The sequence below is a fragment of the Streptomyces sparsus genome (genome assembly GCF_054776295.1).
In genome coordinates this window covers 1-18,213 of the sequence record NZ_BAAHCA010000025.1, presented here as the reverse complement: position 1 = coordinate 18,213, position 18,213 = coordinate 1, and the positions used below count along the sequence as shown (strand labels likewise).

Annotated in this window: 17 protein-coding genes, 1 tRNA gene and 1 pseudogene; 13 read left to right on the top strand and 6 right to left on the bottom strand. The window is 70.3% G+C overall.

All coding sequences use genetic code 11. The features are described 5' to 3' along the window. From ACYVE9_RS03710 to ACYVE9_RS03665, 10 genes and pseudogenes are all read left to right on the top strand, one after another. Positions 1–284 (top strand): annotated as a pseudogene (locus ACYVE9_RS03710) (hypothetical protein); the annotation flags it as partial. A gap of 90 nt (positions 285–374) precedes the next feature. Continuing rightward, positions 375–2,447: a cell division protein FtsK gene (locus tag ACYVE9_RS03705; protein ID WP_461026233.1), complete on the top strand. Its 2,073-nt coding sequence runs from the start codon at positions 375–377 to the stop codon at positions 2,445–2,447. Between the two features lie 150 nt (positions 2,448–2,597). Then, positions 2,598–2,846: a hypothetical protein gene (locus ACYVE9_RS03700; RefSeq protein WP_461026232.1), complete on the top strand. Its 249-nt coding sequence runs from the start codon at positions 2,598–2,600 to the stop codon at positions 2,844–2,846. Positions 2,847–2,874: 28 nt separating this feature from the next. Next, positions 2,875–3,063: a hypothetical protein gene (locus ACYVE9_RS03695; protein WP_461026231.1), complete on the top strand. Its 189-nt coding sequence runs from the start codon at positions 2,875–2,877 to the stop codon at positions 3,061–3,063. An 11-nt stretch (positions 3,064–3,074) separates the two neighbouring features. Beyond that, on the top strand, positions 3,075–3,335 hold the full coding sequence (locus tag ACYVE9_RS03690; RefSeq protein ID WP_461026230.1) for a hypothetical protein: 261 nt from the start codon (positions 3,075–3,077) through the stop codon (positions 3,333–3,335). Positions 3,336–3,448: 113 nt separating this feature from the next. Further along, complete coding sequence (locus ACYVE9_RS03685; protein ID WP_461026229.1) at positions 3,449–4,303, top strand: deazapurine DNA modification protein DpdA family protein; 855 nt, start codon at positions 3,449–3,451, stop codon at positions 4,301–4,303. 86 nt (positions 4,304–4,389) lie between these two features. Beyond that, on the top strand, positions 4,390–5,292 hold the full coding sequence (locus ACYVE9_RS03680) for a bifunctional DNA primase/polymerase (RefSeq protein WP_461026228.1): 903 nt from the start codon (positions 4,390–4,392) through the stop codon (positions 5,290–5,292). A gap of 346 nt (positions 5,293–5,638) precedes the next feature. Further along, positions 5,639–6,829: a DUF3631 domain-containing protein gene (locus ACYVE9_RS03675; protein ID WP_461026227.1), complete on the top strand. Its 1,191-nt coding sequence runs from the start codon at positions 5,639–5,641 to the stop codon at positions 6,827–6,829. A gap of 251 nt (positions 6,830–7,080) precedes the next feature. Further along, positions 7,081–7,290: an excisionase family DNA-binding protein gene (locus tag ACYVE9_RS03670; protein ID WP_461026234.1), complete on the top strand. Its 210-nt coding sequence runs from the start codon at positions 7,081–7,083 to the stop codon at positions 7,288–7,290. Continuing rightward, positions 7,290–8,495, top strand: coding sequence for a tyrosine-type recombinase/integrase (locus ACYVE9_RS03665; RefSeq protein WP_461026226.1), 1,206 nt, complete (start codon positions 7,290–7,292; stop codon positions 8,493–8,495). Before ACYVE9_RS03670 ends, ACYVE9_RS03665 begins: the two co-directional genes overlap by 1 nt. A 41-nt stretch (positions 8,496–8,536) precedes the next feature. Here the strand turns inward: ACYVE9_RS03665 and ACYVE9_RS03660 are convergent. Continuing rightward, positions 8,537–8,610: transfer RNA gene (locus tag ACYVE9_RS03660), tRNA-Gly, on the bottom strand. A 573-nt stretch (positions 8,611–9,183) separates the two neighbouring features. Here ACYVE9_RS03660 and dcd point away from each other — a divergent pair. Continuing rightward, positions 9,184–9,759 (top strand): dCTP deaminase, encoded by a 576-nt coding sequence (gene dcd / locus ACYVE9_RS03655; RefSeq protein WP_461026225.1) that lies wholly within the window; start codon positions 9,184–9,186, stop codon positions 9,757–9,759. A 4-nt stretch (positions 9,760–9,763) separates the two neighbouring features. Further along, on the top strand, positions 9,764–10,261 hold the full coding sequence (locus ACYVE9_RS03650; RefSeq protein WP_461026224.1) for a phosphoribosyltransferase: 498 nt from the start codon (positions 9,764–9,766) through the stop codon (positions 10,259–10,261). Positions 10,262–10,359: 98 nt separating this feature from the next. Here the strand turns inward: ACYVE9_RS03650 and ACYVE9_RS03645 are convergent, their stop codons facing one another. Continuing rightward, positions 10,360–10,824, bottom strand: a complete 465-nt coding sequence (locus ACYVE9_RS03645; protein WP_461026223.1) for a hypothetical protein — start codon at positions 10,822–10,824, stop codon at positions 10,360–10,362. Positions 10,825–11,432: 608 nt separating this feature from the next. Between ACYVE9_RS03645 and ACYVE9_RS03640 the strand changes: the two genes are divergently transcribed. After that, positions 11,433–12,962 (top strand): ricin-type beta-trefoil lectin domain protein, encoded by a 1,530-nt coding sequence (locus ACYVE9_RS03640; protein WP_461026222.1) that lies wholly within the window; start codon positions 11,433–11,435, stop codon positions 12,960–12,962. Positions 12,963–13,019: 57 nt separating this feature from the next. Here the strand turns inward: ACYVE9_RS03640 and ACYVE9_RS03635 are convergent, their stop codons facing one another. The 4 genes from ACYVE9_RS03635 to ACYVE9_RS03620 all read right to left on the bottom strand — a co-directional run bounded on the left by ACYVE9_RS03635 (position 13,020) and on the right by ACYVE9_RS03620 (position 18,001). Continuing rightward, a complete protein-coding gene (locus ACYVE9_RS03635) occupies positions 13,020–13,934 on the bottom strand; it encodes a YIP1 family protein (protein WP_461026221.1) in 915 nt (304 codons plus the stop codon). Between the two features lie 161 nt (positions 13,935–14,095). Beyond that, positions 14,096–14,518, bottom strand: coding sequence for an ATP-binding protein (locus ACYVE9_RS03630; RefSeq protein ID WP_461026220.1), 423 nt, complete (start codon positions 14,516–14,518; stop codon positions 14,096–14,098). After that, entirely contained in the window at positions 14,512–15,408 is an 897-nt protein-coding gene (locus ACYVE9_RS03625; RefSeq protein WP_461026219.1) for an MEDS domain-containing protein, read from the bottom strand. The genes ACYVE9_RS03630 and ACYVE9_RS03625 overlap by 7 nt, the downstream gene beginning before the upstream one ends. Positions 15,409–15,694: 286 nt before the next feature. Continuing rightward, complete coding sequence (locus tag ACYVE9_RS03620; protein WP_461026218.1) at positions 15,695–18,001, bottom strand: (Fe-S)-binding protein; 2,307 nt, start codon at positions 17,999–18,001, stop codon at positions 15,695–15,697. Between the last annotated feature and the right edge of the window lie 212 nt (positions 18,002–18,213).

Here is an 18,213-nt window from a genome sequence, read left to right as displayed (position 1 = left end):
CCGAGAAGGCCAAGCGAGCGAAGCTGCTGCTGAAGGGCGCGCACGGCGCCTACGGGGACACCTCCCGCATCGAGCGGGAGCTTGAGCGCATCGACCGGGACGCCGCCGACCGCGCCGACCGTGAGGCGGCGGCGCACGGGAAGTTGCTGGAGAAGGCCCGCAAGGCCGTCGCCGCCGCCCGGATCGAGGAGCGGGCCGCGAGGGGCAAGGACCGGGCCTCTGCCCGTGAGGTCCGGAAGGCGGCTGAGCGGCGGTTGCGCGACGTCGAGCGCGCCTGTCCGTAGCTGTGCCCCCGGGGTGGCTGCCCGCCTGGCAGCAACGCGGCCACCCCGGGGTCGCCCCCATCCTCAGCAGAGAACAGGAGAAACCCCAGCATGACGGAAACCGAGATGGGCCCGCACCTGCGGCCCGTGCCCGACCTGGATGAGGCGCCGGCCGGGCCGGTGGCGGTGGACAATCCGGCGTTGCCGGAGCCGAGGGTGCGGGTGGAGAAGCGCAAGCCGGTGCTTGCCGGGTGGCTGAGGAACCGGCGGGACTTCGCCGCCACCGCCCGCCACGCGAGTGCGAACGCCGCCTACGCGGCGCTGTATCACGGGGTGCGGGTGCCGGTGTATGCCGCGCGGCTGGCCTTCATGTCGCCGCGCGGCGCCTGCCGGTTCGTCGCGGAGACTAACCGGTGGGTGTGGGACCGCGAAGCCGCGCCGCTGCGCTCGTTCGCGGTGCGGACCGAGGACGTGGACGAGTACATGCGCCTGTCGCGGCTGCGGGCGGGGCGGGTGCGGCTGCGCGGCTTCGTCACGCTGGTCGCGGCCGTCTTCGGCGTCGGCTTCGCCCTGTGGCTCTACGTCATCGCCCCCGCCTTCCTGTACGCGTTCGCGGCCGGCGGGGTGCTGCTGCTCGGGATGGCCGGCCAGCAGCCCGACGCCCCTGTCGTGGGACCTGCGGTGTTGAAGACGGAGGTGCAGAAGCTCACCGGCTCGATCGTCCTGCGCGGCCTCGATTCGATCGGGAATGCGAAGGTGACGGCCGCCATCAAGAAGGGCGGTGACATGAACGGGCTGCGGTTCGTCTCCGAGATCGTGCGCGACGGCCCCGGCTACCGCGCCGACCTCGACCTGCCCTACGGCGTCACGCCCGAGGACATCATGGAGGCCCGCAAGCCCCTCGCGTCCGGTCTGCGGCGCAAGACCGGCTGCGTGTGGCCCTCCCCCGACCCCGACCAGCACGAAGGCCGCTTGGTGCTATGGGTGGGGGACAAGCCGATGAACGAAACCACCAAGCCCGCCTGGCCGCTGCTAAAGGCCGGGAGCGTGGACTTGTTCAAGCCGGTGGTGTTCGGCAACGACCAGCGTATGCGCGACGTGTCCGTGACGCTCATGTTCGCCTCCGTCGTCGTCGGGTCGATCCCCCGCATGGGCAAGACGTTCCTGATGCGGCTGCTGCTGCTCATCGCCGCACTCGACCCGCGCGCGGAGCTGTACGCGTTCGACTTCAAGGGCACCGGCGACTTCGGCGCCCTGGAACCGGTCTGCCACCGCTACCGCGCCGGTGAGGAGGACGACGACATTGCCTACGTCGTGGAGTCGCTGCGGGAGCTGAAGGAGGAGCTTCGGCGGCGGGCGAAGGTCATCAAGTCCCTGCCGCGCACCCGGTGCCCGGAGTCGAAGGTCACCCCCGCGCTGGCCGGTGACAAGAGCTTGGGTCTGTATCCGATCGTGGTCGGGTTCGACGAGTGTCAGGTGCCGTTCGAGCACGAGGAGCACGGCAAGGAGATCGAGGCGATCTGCACCGACCTGGTCAAGCGCGGCCCCGCTCTGGGGATCGTGACCATGTTTGGCACCCAGCGCCCCGACGCCAAGTCCCTGCCGACCGGGATCAGTGCGAACGCGGTGCTGCGGTTCTGCTTGAAGGTCATGGGGCAGCCCGCGAACGACATGGTGCTGGGGACGTCGATGTACAAGTCGGGGTACCGGGCCACCATGTTCTCCCGCTCCGACCGCGGCATCTGCTGGATGGCCGGTGAAGGCGACGACCCGCGCATCGTCGCCTCCGCGTTCGTGGACGCCGTCGCAGCCGAGCAGCTCGTGGCGCGGGCCCGGCAGGTGCGTGAGGAGTACGGCAACGTCACCGGCCACGCCGTCGGCAAGGGCCCGGAGAAGACCGGCGCCGGATCGGACGTCCTGGCCGATGTGCTCGCCGTCATCGCCGCGGATGAGAAGGCCGTGTGGTGCGAGCGCATCGCGGCCCGGCTCGCGGCCCACACGCCGGACGTCTACGGCGGGTGGGAGGGCGAGAACGTCACCGCCGCGCTCAAGCCGTGGGGGATCAAGCCGGGCCAGGTGTGGGGGCAGACCGACGACGGCGACGGCGCGAACCGGCGCGGCATCAAGCGCGCCGACATCGCCGCCGTCGTCACTCGCCGTAACGCCGACCGGGCCGCGGCCTGAGTCGAGCAACGCTGCTAGACCTAGCACCCGCCGCTGCTAGGTCTAGCAGCCCCGCTAGCAACCCCAAACGCCGCTGAGCTGTGATCTAGCGCCTAGCGGCCCACCTGCACAAACCCCCGAAACCCGCCCCGTGAAGGGATGTGAGCCCCCGTGGGCTTCGCTAGCCTCGCCCTCCTCCTCACCGCCGCTGGTTACGCAGCGTTGTGCGCGCTGAGTCCATTCGCCCGGTGCCGCAAGTGCGCCGGCACCGGCATCCAACAGGCCCGCCGCACCGTCAAGCTCTGCCGCCGCTGCCACGGACACCGCTACCGGCTCCGCATCGGCCGCCGCCTGACCAACACCGGACGCGACGTCCACCACGCCGGCACCCGACCCCACCAACCCACCACCCGAACCTGACTCTGACCCCGGAACGGAGGTTCACGGCATGGCCGTGACCGTCTCCCTCGTCGCCCTCTTCGGCCTCGTCCTGTTCTTCCTGCTGCGCTCCCGCAGCCTCACCCCTGCCGGCGCGTTCGTCGCCGCCATGTTCGGGTTCTTCCTCGCCTCCACCGGCGCCGCCGGACCCGTCAACAACCTCACCACCGCCCTCATCGCAGCCATCCCCGACCTGTAGGAGACACCGCCATGGCAATTCGGCTCATCACCTGCCACGTCGCCGTGTGCGACCTGTGCGGCGCCACGGACGACACCGAGGGCGGCACCCCGCACTTCGCCACCCAGGCCGAGGCCATCGACTACGCCACCGCAGACCCCGACGGCTGGACCCTCACCGACGACGGCCGCCTCATCTGCACCCGCGACGACCGGGCGCACGAGCGCATCCACGAGGACGCCGGCAAGCGCATCAGCGCCTGCGCCATGACCGTCACCTGGCCCCGCCGCTGACGACGACCACACCACCGCGCATCTGAGCACGCCGAAGGCGGCCCCTCTCACGCCAATGACCGGGGCCGCCCTCTTCCACCTGCCAACCACTTGACCTGTGGAGGTCTCCCAGCATGACGCAACCTGTCACTCTCCCGCGAGCCCTGTCGGCGGGAACTCCCGCCGCAGACGGGATGCGGTTCTACCTGACCACCCACAAACGCCATTGGGTCCGCCTCACCGGCGTCCCGCTGTTCCTCAAGTCCGCCCACTTCGTCGAGGCCGTGAAGCTGCCCGAAGCCGTCGGCCCATACGCGGTCGACTCCGGTGGATTCTCAGAGCTCCAGCAACACGGCGACTGGACCCGCACCCCGCGCCAGTACATCGACGACCTGTACCGCATCTGGGAAGGCGTGGGCCCCTTCGACTGGGCCGCACCACAGGACTGGATGTGCGAACCCTTGATCATCCACGGCGGGCAAGCCGGACCCCTCACCTTCGCCGGGACACACCTGAGCGTCGCGGAACACCAGCGCCGTACGGTCGCCAACTACCTGGAGCTGCGCTCCATGGCCCCGGAGCTCCCGATCATCCCCGTACTCCAGGGCTGGGAGATGGCCGACTATGAACGCTGCGTCGGCCTCTACGAGCGCGCGGGCATCGACCTGACGCAGGAACCGGTAGTGGGACTCGGCTCGGTCTGTCGCCGCCAGTCCACCCGCGAGGGCGCCACCATCGTCACCACCCTCGCCGCCCACGGCCTCAAGCTGCACGGCTTCGGCTTCAAAACCCTGGGACTGGCCCGCGTCGGTCACCTCATGGCCTCAGCAGACTCCCTCGCCTGGAGCTCCCACGCCCGCCGCCGCCCCGCCATGCCCGGCCACACCCACAAGAACTGCGCCAACTGCCTGGCCTACGCCCTGCGGTGGCGCACCCGCGTCCTCAACGCACTGCCCACCTGGCAACAGCCACTCCTCACCCCGTCCTAGCTACGCCAAGGGCGGCCCCCCTCACGCCAATGAATCGGGGCCGCCCTTGCCAACCAGCACCCATCAAGGAACTGGAGACCTCCAGCATGACTCATGACCCCCGTGCCGCGCTGCTGCGCGCGGCCCTGGACGCTGCTGAGCGCGGCTGGCCCGTCTTTCCCCTGCGCCCCGGAGCGAAGCGCCCGGCCCTTCACGGCGAGAGCGCCTGCACCCGCACTGGGCCCTGCACTGGTGGGCACGTGAAGTGGGAGCAGCGCGCCACGACCGACCCCGACCGCATCCGGCGCGCGTGGGTGTCCGCGCCGTTCAACGTCGGTATCGCCACCGGCCCCGCCGGAGTCCTCGTCGTCGACCTGGACCGGCCGAAGGGCAAGGGCAGTGCGGACACGCCTTGCGGCGTGACGACCTTCACGGCGCTCTGTGAGCGCGCCGGACAGCCCGCCCCCACCACCCGCCGCGTACGGACCGCGAGCGGTGGACAGCACCTGTACTTCACCGCCCCCACCGGAACCCGGCTGAGCAACAGCGCGGGCACCCTCGCGCCGCTGGTCGACACCCGCGCGTGGGGCGGCTACGTCGTTGCACCCGGCAGCATCACCCCCAGCGGCTCGTACGAGACCCTGGACGACACTCCGCCCGCCCCCTTGCCCGAATGGCTGCACGCCGTTCTGACGACTCGTCAGAACATGCGGAGCCTTATGGCTGCGCCGGTCGCGTCGCGGTCCTCTCGTCGCGTCACAGCCGCCCTGAACGCCGAAATCGCGGCAGTCCACGGTGCTCCGGAGGGTGCGCGCAACGCGACGTTGCTGCGGGCGACGCGTGCTCTGGGGCGGTTCGTCGCGTGGGGCGAGATCCCCCGGCACGTGGTCGAGGACGCTTTTCAAGGGGCGGGGGAGGCGGCGGGACTGCCGCCGGCCGAGTGCCGCGCCACCATCCGCAGCGCCCTCAACTGGTCCATCCGCAACGCCCGCACCCAGGGGGCGGCATGAGCACCAACCCTCTCCCCGCCTTGAAAAGCCAGTCCGCCACCAGTGGCCAGCCGCATGTCGCCGCACCCGGCCCGGCCGCGTCGAACGGTGGGGCGCTGAAGGTCGTCGCCGAAGGCGTCCCCGCTGCTGTTCGCCCTGACCCGCACCCGGGCAACCGCCGGTACCCCGTGGCGTGGCTGCGCATCACCGCACCGCGCGGCGCCACTCCCACGGCTGCGTCGTGGTGCGAGTGCGGGTGGAGTCGCCGGGCCTTCGGACAGACCCGCGTCCTGTCTCTGGTCACCGACCACGCCGACCACCGAGAGCACTGCCCGCTGCGCGTTCCCCAGGAAGGAAGGGCCGCCGCATGACCGACACCATCAACGGCGCCACGCTGCTCAACGAGGTGGAAGCCTTTCACCGGCGCTTCAACGTCTTCCCCCGTGAGGCCGCTTACGTGGCCGTCGCGTTGTGGGACGCGCACGCGCACCTGCTCGACGCCTTCGACTCCACCCCGCGCCTAGCCTTCCTGTCCCCCGAACCGGGGTCGGGGAAGTCCCGGGCGTTGGAAGTGGTGGAAACCCTGGTTCCGCGCCCGATGCTGGCGGTGAACGCCCGTGCCGCCGCGCTGTTCCGGTCGGTGTCCGACCCGGCGGGGCGGCCGACGATCCTCTTCGACGAGATCGACACCGTCTTCGGCCCCAAGGCCGGGGACAACGAGGAGTTGCGCGGCTTCCTGAACGCCGGACACCGCCGCTCCGGAGTCACCTACCGGTGCGTCGGGGACGGCGGTAACCAAACCGTGGTGGAGTTCCCCTCCTACACCGCCGTCGCGGTCGCGGGACTGGGCTACCTGCCCGACACCATCACCACCCGCTCCGTCATCATCCGCATGCGCCGCCGCGCCAGGAACGAGACGGTAGAGCCGTTCCGGGCCCGACTGCACGAGGCTGAGGGCAACGCGCTGCGGGAGCGCCTCGCGCAGTGGGCGGACACTGTTCGCGACGACACCGCCGGGCGGTGGCCGGAGATGCCCGAGGGTGTCACCGACCGACCGGCGGACGTGTGGGAACCGCTGCTGGCCGTCGCCGACGCAGCCGGGGGCGACTGGCCCGAGCGGGCCCGTGCCGCCTGCGTCGAGCTGGTCAACGCCGCCCGCGCCGACGACAAGGGGTCGCTCGGTATCCGGCTGCTGACCGACCTGCGCGACCACGTCATGACGGGCATCGACCGCATGCCCACCGTCGCTGTTCTGGACCGGCTGTGCGCGCTGGACGAAGCGCCGTGGGCGGACATGGGCGGCCGGCCGCTCGACTCCCGAGGGCTGGCCAAGATGCTCGGGGAGTACATGACCGGCGACAACACCCCGATCAAGGCCCGCAACATCAAGACCGCCGGGACGGTCCTCAAGGGCTACTACGCCCTCGACCTCCACGACGCCTGGCAGCGGTACTGCCCCCCACCCCCCTCAGGAGCCGCTACCTCCGCTACCTCCGCTACCTCGCAGGTCAGCGGCCCCGAAAAGGTAGCGGAAGGACTCTTCCCGTCCGCTACCTGAGCGCTACCCGCTACCGGCCCCCGCGCCCCACTGACCGGGGCCGGTAGCGGACCCATCCGCTACCGCTACCCCTATCCGCTACCTCGATCATGCCCCTGACCAGGGCGGTAGCGGAGGTAGCGGAGGTAGCGGACCTGACAGGAAGGGGCCGGGCGGCCCCTGTATCTGCCAAGGAGACATGTCCGATGAGCAACGCTGCTCGCATCGGGCGACGCCTGACTTCTGTGCCCTCGCATGAGAAGCCGTCGCCTCTGCAAGACCGCTACCTGTCCGTGCCGCAGGTGGCCGAACTGCTGGGAACCACTGAGCGATTCCCCCGCCGTCTCATCTCCGAGCGCAGGATCACCTTCGTGAAGGTGGGAAGTCACGTACGTATCCCGGAGAGTGCGGTCGTCGCCTACATCGAGAGCCACACCGTTGAGCCGGTGAGGCCGCGTCGGCGGGGGAGGAAGGCTGCCTAATGGGAGCCAGGGGCCCCAAGAAGGGGAAGACCATCAGGCGGTTCGGAGCGGTACGTCAGTACCGCTCCGGGCGCTGGACCGCGTCCTATATCGACCCCACGGGTCAGCGTCGGCGCGCAGAGGAGACCTTCGAAACCAAGACCGACGCCGAGGTCTGGCTCTCGCAGGTAGAGGCTGACATCACGCGCAAGAACTGGCGTGACCCGGACGCCGGGGCGATCAACTTCGAGGAGTACGCGACCAAGTGGGTCGGTGAACGGGGAGTCGCCCCCCTCACGGAGGAGCTGTACACCCGGTTGCTGCGGCTGCACATCTTGCCTTGCCTTGGAGGATGGGACCTTGACGAGATCACGCCGCCTCGCGTCCGTGAGTGGAGGACTGAACGCCTGGGCACTACGGGCGCGGCCACGACTGTGGCGAAGTCATACCGGCTACTCAAGGCCATCATGGAAACGGCTGTCGATGACGAGTTGATTCGGCGGAATCCCTGTCGCATCAAGGGGGCAGGGAAGGAAGTCTCGGCTTCCGGGCAGGTGGCCAGCGTGGAGCAGGTCGATGCTCTTGCGGATGTGATCGGTATCCGTTGGCGCCTCATGGTCTATCTCGCTGCGTACGGTCCGATGCGTCCTGAGGAGCAAGCGGAACTTCGCCGGAAGGACGTGAACGTGGAGCATGTCACGATCACCGTGCGCAAGGCAGCACCAGAGTTGGCCACCGGCAGGCGGGCCGAGGGGCCAACGAAGAGTGAGGCAGGCAAGCGCGTAGTTGTCCTGCCGGAGTTTCTGCGGACAGACCTTCAGCGGCACCTGGACTGGTACGCAGAGAAGGGACCGAATGGGCTCCTGTTCGTGGGGGAGAAGGGCAAGCCCTTCCGGCGATCGACGTTCGGGCGGAAGTGGCGCAAGGCCCGTTCAGCGGTTGGACTCCCGCAAGATTTCCGCTTCTACGACCTCCGACACACCGGACACACCCTGTCCACTCGTTCCGGCGCGACGCTGAAGGACACCATGGTGCGTGCCGGCCAGGCCACGGAAAAGGCCGCGCTCATCTACCAACACTCTGACCAAGAGAGGCAGAGGGAGGTTGCTGGCGGGCTGGACCGGATGGTGCGCGCGGCGCGTGAGAAGGCCCGTGAGCAGCAGAAAAAGGGGGAAGGTGGTGCGAAGGTGGTGCGAAGGTGGTGCGCGACACCTAGGGAGGTCTAGACAACAAACAACCCCCAGGTCGCTGACCTGGGGGTTCGGGGTGGAGCGGGCGACGGGAATCGAACCCGCGCTCTGAGCTTGGGAAGCTCATGTTCTACCATTAAACTACGCCCGCGCGAGCGTCGGCCTGGCCTGTCGGCGGCCTGCTCATCGCCGCTCACTGTACCCCATCCCGGACCTCCGCCGCAGGGCGCGCGGGGGCTTTCGGCGTGCTCGGAGCCGGTGCGGACACGGCGTCGGGGGTGGGCGTCGGGGTGGCGGCTCTCGCCGGCTCGGTCGCCGGGCGGGAGTGGGATTCGGGCGGCGGGGGAGGGCGGTTGAGGCGTACCGTGGGGTCTCGGAGTGCCGGATCACCTTCGGTGCGGTACCTCCCCTATCGTGGCTTTTGTCGTCCACACCCTGGGGAGAGGAACCGATGGATCTCACCGTCGTCCGCTGTGCCGAAGGGCATGTTTTCAGCACCGCCACGTTCCCGATGCAGCAGCTCGGCAGTGACCGGCTGGGCCCTGGGCGGCTGTTGAGGTGTCCGCGTTGCGCCCGGCTCCGGCACGCGGTGCCGGTCACCGCCGCCCGCCGCTGACGGCAGACCCGCACAGCCGCACAGCCGCACAGCCGCACAGCCGCACAGCGGGACGCGCGAGGGGGCCCGGTCCTGAGGGGGCCGGGCCCGTGCGCGTACGCTCAGCACGTGCTTCTCTCAGACAAGGACATCCGGGCCGAGATCGACTCCGGCCGGGTGCGGATCGACCCGTACGACCCGACGATGGTGCAGCCGTCGAGCATCGACGTGCGGCTGGACCGCTTCTTCCGGGTGTTCGAGAACCACCGCTACCCGCACATCGACCCCGCGGTCGAGCAGCCGGACCTGACGCGGCTCATCGAGCCCGAGGGCGACGAGCCGTTCATCCTGCACCCGGGTGAGTTCGTGCTCGCCTCGACGTACGAGGTGGTGTCGCTGCCGGACGACCTGGCGTCGCGCCTGGAGGGCAAGAGCTCGCTGGGCCGGCTGGGTCTGCTGACGCACTCCACCGCCGGGTTCATCGACCCGGGCTTCTCCGGGCACGTGACGCTGGAGCTGAGCAACGTCGCCACCTTGCCGATCAAGCTGTGGCCGGGCATGAAGATCGGCCAGCTGTGCATGTTCCGCCTCACGTCACCCGCCGAGCACCCGTACGGTTCCTCGCGCTACGGCTCCCGGTACCAGGGGCAGCGCGGACCGACGCAGTCCCGGTCCTTCCTCCGCTTCCACCGGACCCAGGTCTGACGCCGTGACCGAGGCGCGCGAGAACCTGACGTACGAGCGGTTCGGCGCCGCGGTCCGGGAGTTGGCGCAGACGATCGCCGACGACGGTTACGAGCCGGACATCATCCTGTCCGTGGCGCGCGGCGGGGTCTTCGTCGCGGGCGGCTTGGCGTACGCGTTGGACTGCAAGAACCTGCACCTGGTGAACGTCGAGTTCTACACGGGTGTGGGCACGACCTTGGACATGCCGGTGATGCTGGCGCCCGTGCCCAACGCGATCGACTTCTCCCGGAAGCGGGTGCTGATCGCCGACGACGTGGCGGACACCGGCAGGACGCTCAAGCTGATCCACGACTTCTGCCGCGGTCACGTCGCGGAGGTGCGCAGCGCGGTGATCTACGAGAAGACGCAGTCGCTCGTCAAGTGCGAGTACGTGTGGAAGCGCACCGACGAGTGGATCAACTTTCCCTGGTCGGTGGAGCCGCCGGTGGTCCGGCGGGCCGGGCAGGTCCGCGACGCCTGACGGCGTCGGGTACGCGACGCCTGAACGGGCGACGCCTCACCGGCCGTCCCCGCCGGTCGGTCCGGCCCACCGCGCCCCCGGCGTGGCAGCCCCCGGCCTCAGGACTGGCGCCGGGCGGTGAGGTAGCGGGGGCGGCCGTAGCGGCGGCCCTCCAGGGGGAAGGCCGCGAGCCGGCGGCGGGTGTGCTCCAGCCGGGCGTCGTCCCAGCCCTCGTGGCGGGCGAGCGGCTCGTGCAGTTCCCGGACCGTCTCGACGTCGTTGAGCATGCGTACCTCGTCGATGTGGGCGCGGCGCTGGAGGGGCGCGGCCCACAGGATCTGGATGACGCCGACGGTGGTGCCGGCGGCGAGACAGGTCAGGGCGGCGTGCGTCCAGGGGCGGTCGGGCGCGACGAGCAGCAGCAGGGAGACGGTGGCGCCGGTCAGTACGGCCGCGACCTGGGCGGCGCGGCTCAGTACCGTGCTGAGCTGCTCGCGCCGTACGCGGGGGCGCAGCCGCTCGGCGTCCAGCAGCAGATTCTCCAGCTGGTACCCGGTCACGTGCGGGGTCTGCTCGGTGGTCATCGTGTGGTCTCCAGGGCGGTGTCGGGGTGCCCGCGCCGGGGCGTGGCCGCGCGGGCCGGTGGCGGTCAGGCGGCGGTGTCCGGCCCGCGGCGGTCGTCGTCGCGGGGGACGGGTGCCGCTGCGTGCCGTGGGCCGCGCGGCGGAGCCGTGCTGCTCGTCCTGCTGCTCGTCCTGCTGCTCGTCCTGCTGTGGGTGTCGCCGTGTCGCTGTTCGTGCTGCGGTGCTGTGCGTGTCGCTCGTCGTGCTGCTCGTGTCTGCCAGGTGCCAGGTGCCAGGTGCCAGGTGCCAGGTGCCCAGTGCCCGCTGACCGCGGTGCGGTCCTCAGGCGGGGCGGTTGTCCCGTGCCGGCGGTCCGGCTCGGGGTGAGGAGACATTCCACGGCTGCGGGGCGGAAAACCTCCGCGGGCGGTGGTTACGCCCGAAGTGGTCGCCGACCGGCTTCACGGTCCGTCGTCCAGCGCGTGCCCGCGGACCTGGTACATCAACCTCATCGCGCCAACAAACCTTTTCGCGCCGAAAGTTGAAGCACGCACGGGTCTTCCCCCCACGTGTTACCAGCAAGTAAAAACCGTGGGTAACCGAAGTTGTTCGCGTGAGGGGAGATCCCCATGGCACGTGGAAGAACCCGATCCGGTGCGCACGGATGGGCAAGGGCTGCCGGTGTCGCCTTGACGGCACTGGCCTTACTGGCGGTGGGCGCGCCGGCGATGGCCGAGGAGTCCGCTCCCGGGACCGCCGCCACCCCGCTGCCGGCGGAGCTGGAGCGCGTCCGGGCCGCGGAGGCGACCGCACTCTACGGTGACCCGGCTGAACGGCCGATGGCACAGCGCAAGACGTCGCTGATCTCGCTGGGCGACAGCGAGATCAGCGGTGAGGGCGTCGGCACCTACGAGCCCGGCACGGACGGGCCGACGAACTGGTGCCACCGCTCACCGGACGCGGCCATCCACCGGACCGGTATCGCGGCCGACGTCACGTACAACGTGGCCTGCTCGGGTGCTTCCAGCGTCAACATCCGGATCGGCGGGCAGCCGCAGTACGAAGACGAGCTGGTGCAGAGCGACAGCCTCGCCATCAAGGCGCGCAACACGCGGCTGAAGACGGTCGTGCTGGTGGCCGGTGCCAACGACGACCTGCAGTTCGGTCCGGTCATCACGGACTGCGTCACCCGCTGGTTCCTGCTCCAGGGGCCGTGCGCGCCCGGGTACGGGCCGGGCTGGCAGGGCCGCGTCGACGGGCTGGTGCCGAAGGTGACGTCCCTCGTCGGCGACCTCAAGTCGGTGATGCGGGACGCCGGTTACCGGGACGACGACTACCGGCTGGTGGTGATGGCCTACCCGGGGCCGATCGGTCCGGACATCAAGGACAACCCCCGGTACCCGGGCAAGATCCCGGGCGGTTGCACCGGCTACACCTCCGACTCCGCGTGGGGTCGCGATGCGGCCGTGCCGATGTTCCAGGAGGGCATGCGGCAGGTGGCCCGCAGCACCGGCGCCGTCTACCTGGACGCCTCCCGGCTGTTCCACGGCCACGAGGTCTGCATGGAGGATCCGTGGGTCCGCGGGCTCTGGATCGAACTGGGCAACCCGTTCCCGCCGGACTCGAACTCGCTGCGGCAGTCCTTCCACCCCAACACGCGCGGGCACGCCGCGTTCGCCGAGTGCCTGACCCGGCTGGAGGCGTCCGGCCTGCGCGAGGCGTCCTGCGCCGACCCGGCCGGCGCGGGTGAGCCGCAGTTGTACCCGGGGGCGTGGGACGACCGGTTCGCGCCGCTGCGCAACACCGGCACGGGCAGTTGCCTCGACGTCGACCGGGCGAGCAGCCGCAACGGCACCGAGGTGCGCGGCTGGGACTGCCACGGGGCCCGCAACCAGGGCTGGTGGCACGACGGGCAGAGCGGCCGGATGTACACCGAGCTGACCCACGACCGCTGCCTGGACGTGCCGGACGGCAGGTTCACGGCCGGCACCGCGCTGGTCGTCTGGAACTGCGCGGCGACGGACAACCAGCGGTTCGTGAGGTCGGGCACGTCCGTCCGGCCGCAGGCGGCGCAGGATCTGTGCCTGACGCTGGCCGGGGCGCGGGAACCGGTCAGGCTCCAGCGCTGCGACGGCTCCGCCGGCCAGCAGTTCGGCTGACGCGACCCGTCGGGTACCGGGCCCCACGAGGCCGGTACCCGACGGTCGTGCCGTGTCCTACAGGGTGCCGAGCTTGATCAGTACCAGCAGGGCGAGCAGCTGGATGGACGCGGCACCGAGAGCCTTCGGCCAGGGCAGGTCGTGCGAGCGGCTGACCATCGACGCGAAGAGCGCGCCCGCGGCGATCCAGGTGATCCAGCCGACGACCTGCACGAAGGGGGCGGTGCCGCCGAGGAAGAGTGCGAGCAGCAGGCGAGGGGCGTCGGTGATCGACATGATCAGCATCGACAACCCGACCGTCGGCGCCCACGCCCCGTCGCCGCCGAACTGGCGGGCCAGGGTGTGGGTGACGGTGCCGAGCACCAGGCTGGACAGGACGACGGCGACGCCGGTGATCAGGACGTAGGGCACGGCGTTGGAGAGCGTCGCGTCCAGCACGTCCTGCCGGGCGGAGTCCAGTCCGAAGACGGCCAGCAGACCGTAGAGGAACGTGACGATGATCGCCGGGCCCCACACGGAGTGGTCCCGGGTCTGCCAGAACGTCGCGTTGGGGCGCAGCACGATGCCGCTGAGCAGCTGCTTCCAGTGCGGTTTCGGACCAGCCGGCGGGGCGGTGGTGCTTCCGGCGGCGTAGGTGGCGCCGCTGTTGTACTCGTCGCGGAAGCCGCCCGGGCCGGCGCCGGGGTGTGCCCCGGGCTCGTCCCCGATCCGGAACTGCTGGGTGTGCCCGGGGGTGTTGGCGTACGGATCGGGGCCCGGCTGACCGGCGAAGTACTCCGGTTCCCCGTGCCCGCCCTGCTGCCACGGCTCGTGTCCGCCCGGGTGCGGCGTCTGCCCTGTGGGCGGCGTCTGCCGCCCGTACGGTGCGTAGGGGCCGGGCGCCTGCGGTGAGGTGCCCGGCGGGGGGTTCGTTCCCTGCCGTCGCGGTGCGTTGCGCGGGTCCCGGCCGCGTCCCATCCTGAATCCAGCCACGTAATCGAACGTACCGTGTTCCGCGGCCCCCGGGTGCCGCGGAGCGCCTTTACCGGGGGTCATTGTGGCCGGTTCGGTACATCCCGTAGGGGGCGGCCCTACGGGACGTACCTGGTCAGCGGGGCGCTGCGGGGCGCCTGGCGGTTGCGGGGGACGGTCCGTCAGCCGATCCGCACGGCCAGGGTGACGACGGAGCCGGGGTGCCCGGCCTCGATGGTGAGCCGGTCGGTGGTGAGGCGGGCCAGCCACAGGCCGCGCCCGCGCGGTCCGCCGTCGAGGCCGGGCAGCAGTTCCGGGATGACGTCGGCGGTGAAGCCCGGTCCGGCGTCGGTGACGCGGGCCTCCAGCTCGTCCCGCACCCGGCGCAGCAGCAGTCGGCCCTCGCCGCCCGCGTGCTCGACGGCGTTGGTGGCCACCTCGTCGACGGCGAGCACGAACTCGCCGCGCCGCGGTTCGGACAGGCCGCACCAGGCGGCGCACTCCTCGACCCCGAACCGCAGCTGCGGCAGGGTCCGCGCGGTGAAACGACGCTTGAGCAGCTGCTGCTCGGGGCGGCTGGAACGGGAACTGGGTCTGGCTAGCATCCGCACCCCACCTCCACCTCCACCAGGACGAGCGACATGACGGACTCCGCGCCGAGTCTGCGCAGGGTGGCGGCCTGGAAGGGCGCGCAGCGCACCTCGATGCGGTGGTGGGGGGCGGCCGAGGCGATCAGCAGCAGGTCGGCGGCGCAGCCGATGCTGAGGAAGTGCAGTCGGGTGAGGTCGGCGGTGAGGCGGCCGGAGGCGCTGCTCTGGGACAGTCCGTCGCGTAACGCCTCGGCGAAGGCCGTGCGGGTGTTGAGGTCGGCCTCGCCTATCAGCCGGACCGAGCCAGCGGTGGACACCGTGCGGAGAATGCCCAGTCCGGCGAGCACCTTGCGGGGGTGTGCGCTGCACATCTCCGCGAGCACCTCCTTGCTGAACCATCGGCCGTCGTAGGCGCACAGCTCGGTGTAGGGGCGGCCGGTGAACAGGTGGTGGCTGTGGCTCTCGCGGTGCGTGACCGCGTCCAGGTCGAGCCCCAGTGCCCGGACCCAGTCCATGTCGATGAAGGCGCGGGCCCCGGTACAGCCGTCCCGGACCGCGCGGCCGGTCTCCTCCAGGAGCCGTTCCCACTGCCGCTGTTCGGTGAACTCCGTGTGCGGGGAGATGAGTTCTCGCATGGTGCTCAGTACCAGACGTCCCTCGAGGCGGGCTGCGGCGAGTGCCGGGCTGTGGGCGTGCAGCGCGGTGAGCGCGGCGTTCTCGCTGGTGCGTGGACTGGTGAGGACGATGACCCGCTCGCCGAGCTCCAGGCCGGTCCGGACGAAGGCCCCCGCGATCTCCCAGCGGGCCGCGTCGTTGTCGTAGCGCACGAACGCGTGATCTCCGGGACGCAGTTGCTGGACGGGGACGGTGTGATGATGCGGGCAGGCCGCCTGGTCCACAGGCATGGGGCTGACATTAGGTCCCGGGGACGCGGAAGCCCGGCTCGCTGCCCGGTTCGTCCTGTTCGGCGCGTCAACTGACCGGAAAGGACCGAGTGGTGAGCGGGTTGCGGCGCATCGGGTGAGCTTTCTGTTCCGACGGCCGAACGGTACCCGTCGGGCAGGCGAACAGCCGGCGCCCGGCAGCCGGGTGGGGACGCGGCCGGCGGGGCCGACGTGCGGAACGGCCGGCCCCGCGAGTGCGGGACCGGCCGTCCTCCGTGCATGCTCCCCGCGCCGGGCGGGGTGCCGTCTACTTCACCGGCTCGGGCTCCGGGACGGTGGCCGTCTCGGAGCTGCCGCCGTCGTCACCGCCGCCGGGGGTCTTCACCGACTGCAACAGCAGCTGGGCGACGTCGACGACCTGGACGGACTCCTTCGCGGCGCCGTCGTTCTTCTTGCCGTTCACCGAGTCGGTGAGCATGACCAGGCAGAACGGGCAGGCGGTCGAGACGATGTCCGGGTTGAGGGCCAGGGCCTCGTCGACGCGTTCGTTGTTGACGCGCTTGCCGATCCGCTCCTCCATCCACATCCGGGCACCGCCGGCGCCGCAGCAGAAGCCGCGCTCCTTGTGCCGGTGCATCTCCTCGTTGCGGAGACCTGGGACGCGGCCGATGATCTCGCGCGGCGGGGTGTACACCTGGTTGTGCCGACCCAGGTAGCAGGGGTCGTGGTAGGTGATCAGGCCCTCGACCGGCGTGACCGGCACCAGCTTGCCCTCGTCGACGAGGTGCTGGAGCAGCTGGGTGTGGTGGATGACCTCGTAGTGCCCGCCGAGCTGCGGGTACTCGTTGGCGATGGTGTTGAAGCAGTGCGGGCAGGTCGCGACGATCTTCTTCTTGGCCACCGGCACAGTGACGCCCTCGTCCTCATCCTCGCCGAAGGCGGCGTTCAGCACGGCGACGTTCTCCTCGCCGAGCTGCTGGAAGAGGAACTCGTTGCCGAGCCGGCGGGCCGAGTCACCCGTGCACTTCTCGTCGCCGCCCATGATCGCGAAGTTGACGCCGGCCATGTGCAGCAGTTCGGCGAAGGCCTTGGTGGTCTTCTTGGCCCGGTCCTCCAGCGCGCCGGCGCAGCCGACCCAGTAGAGGTAGTCGACCTCGGTGAGGTCCTCGACGGTCTTGCCGACGACCGGCACCTGGAAGCCGGTCTCCTGCTCGATCTCCTTGGTCCACTCAAGCCGCTGCTTCTTGGCCAGGCCCCAGGGGTTGCCCTTCTTCTCCAGGTTCTTCAGCATCGTCCCGGCCTCGCTCGGGAAGGCGCTCTCGATCATGACCTGGTAGCGGCGCATGTCGAGGATGTGGTCGACGTGCTCGATGTCGACCGGGCACTGCTCCACGCACGCACCGCAGGTGGTGCAGGACCACAGCACGTCCGGGTCGATGACGCCGTTCTCCTCGGCGGTGCCGATCAGCGGGCGCTCCGCCTCGGCCAGCGCGCTCGCCGGCACGTCCTTGAGCTGCTCGGGCGTCGCCTTCTCCTCGCCCTCCATCGTCTTGCCGCCGCCGGCCAGCAGATAAGGGGCCTTGGCGTGCGCGTGGTCGCGCAGCGACGTGATCAGGAGCTTGGGCGAGAGCGGCTTGCCGGTGTTCCAGGCGGGGCACTGCGACTGGCAGCGACCGCACTCGGTGCAGGTGGAGAAGTCGAGAATGCCCTTCCAGGAGAAGTGCTCGACCTGGGAGACGCCGAACTTCGTCTCCTCGGCGTTCTCGTCCTCGTCGTCGTCGAAGGCCGTCTCGAAGTCGATGACCTTGCCGCCGGAGGTCATCGGCTGGAGCGCGCCCAGCGCGGTGCCGCCGCGGGCGTCGCGCTTGAACCAGATGTTGGGGAACGCCAGGAAGCGGTGCCAGGCCACGCCCATGTTGATGTTGAGGCTGACCGTGATCATCCAGATCATCGAGGTGCCGATCTTCACCATCGCCCAGAAGTAGACGAGGTTCTGCAGCGTGCCGAGGCTCATGCCGCTGAAGAGGGCCACCAGGGGGTACGAGGCGAAGTACGCGGGCCCGTAGGAGTCCACGCCGTGCAGCGCGCCCTCCAGGCCGCGCAGGACGATGATCGCCACGCCGATGGTGAGGATGACGTACTCGACGAAGTACGCCTGCCACGCCTTCGAGCCGGCGAAGCGGGACTTGCGGCCCGCGCGGGACGGCAGGTTCAGCAGCCGGATCACCATCAGGGTCCCGATGCCGACCACCGTCATCAGGCCGATGAACTCGATGTACATCTCGTACGGCAGGAAGCCGCCGATGAGCGGCAGCATCCAGTCGGCCTGGAAGAGCTGCCCGTACGCGTTGATCAGCGTCGGCGGCAGCGTGAGGAAGCCGATCGCCACGAACCAGTGGGCGACGCCGACCACGGCCCACTTGTTCATCCTGGTGTGACCCAGGAACTCCTTGATCAGGGTCGCGGTGCGCTGCTGCCAGTTGTCCGTGCGTGAACCGGCCGGCACGGGCTGGCCGAGTTTCACGAACCGGTAGATCTGGACGACGGCGCGAGCGATGAGCGCAACACCGACCGCAGTGAGGGCCAGCGTGACGATGATCGCGGCGAGTTGCATGACGGCTCCTCGAACCTGCCGGGGCGGTGCCTGCGAAAGCAAGCGTACTAAGCAGTAACTTATCCAGTCCGTACGAGACTACCCAGTATCCGCGCGACCCTGTACCGCGGCATGCGGTGATCTGCGTCGCTGAGGGTGGGCTTACCTCCACCCGATCCGCTACGCGCGCCCACGGTCCGCGCCCGCCCGCGTCCACCGCTCGCGCCCGGGCG

What these genes read in the sequence shown, in the direction of transcription:
- ACYVE9_RS03625 (WP_461026219.1), bottom strand. Translation starts at nt 15,408, where the DNA reads ATGCCTGTGGACCAGGCGGCCTGCCCGCATCATCACACCGTCCCCGTC.
- ACYVE9_RS03665 (WP_461026226.1), top strand. Translation starts at nt 7,290, where the DNA reads ATGGGAGCCAGGGGCCCCAAGAAGGGGAAGACCATCAGGCGGTTCGGA.
- ACYVE9_RS03640 (WP_461026222.1), top strand. Translation starts at nt 11,433, where the DNA reads ATGGCACGTGGAAGAACCCGATCCGGTGCGCACGGATGGGCAAGGGCT.
- ACYVE9_RS03675 (WP_461026227.1), top strand. Translation starts at nt 5,639, where the DNA reads ATGACCGACACCATCAACGGCGCCACGCTGCTCAACGAGGTGGAAGCC.
- ACYVE9_RS03645 (WP_461026223.1), bottom strand. Translation starts at nt 10,824, where the DNA reads ATGACCACCGAGCAGACCCCGCACGTGACCGGGTACCAGCTGGAGAAT.
- ACYVE9_RS03630 (WP_461026220.1), bottom strand. Translation starts at nt 14,518, where the DNA reads ATGCTAGCCAGACCCAGTTCCCGTTCCAGCCGCCCCGAGCAGCAGCTG.
- ACYVE9_RS03705 (WP_461026233.1), top strand. Translation starts at nt 375, where the DNA reads ATGACGGAAACCGAGATGGGCCCGCACCTGCGGCCCGTGCCCGACCTG.
- ACYVE9_RS03620 (WP_461026218.1), bottom strand. Translation starts at nt 18,001, where the DNA reads ATGCAACTCGCCGCGATCATCGTCACGCTGGCCCTCACTGCGGTCGGT.
- ACYVE9_RS03695 (WP_461026231.1), top strand. Translation starts at nt 2,875, where the DNA reads ATGGCCGTGACCGTCTCCCTCGTCGCCCTCTTCGGCCTCGTCCTGTTC.
- ACYVE9_RS03690 (WP_461026230.1), top strand. Translation starts at nt 3,075, where the DNA reads ATGGCAATTCGGCTCATCACCTGCCACGTCGCCGTGTGCGACCTGTGC.
- ACYVE9_RS03685 (WP_461026229.1), top strand. Translation starts at nt 3,449, where the DNA reads ATGACGCAACCTGTCACTCTCCCGCGAGCCCTGTCGGCGGGAACTCCC.
- ACYVE9_RS03680 (WP_461026228.1), top strand. Translation starts at nt 4,390, where the DNA reads ATGACTCATGACCCCCGTGCCGCGCTGCTGCGCGCGGCCCTGGACGCT.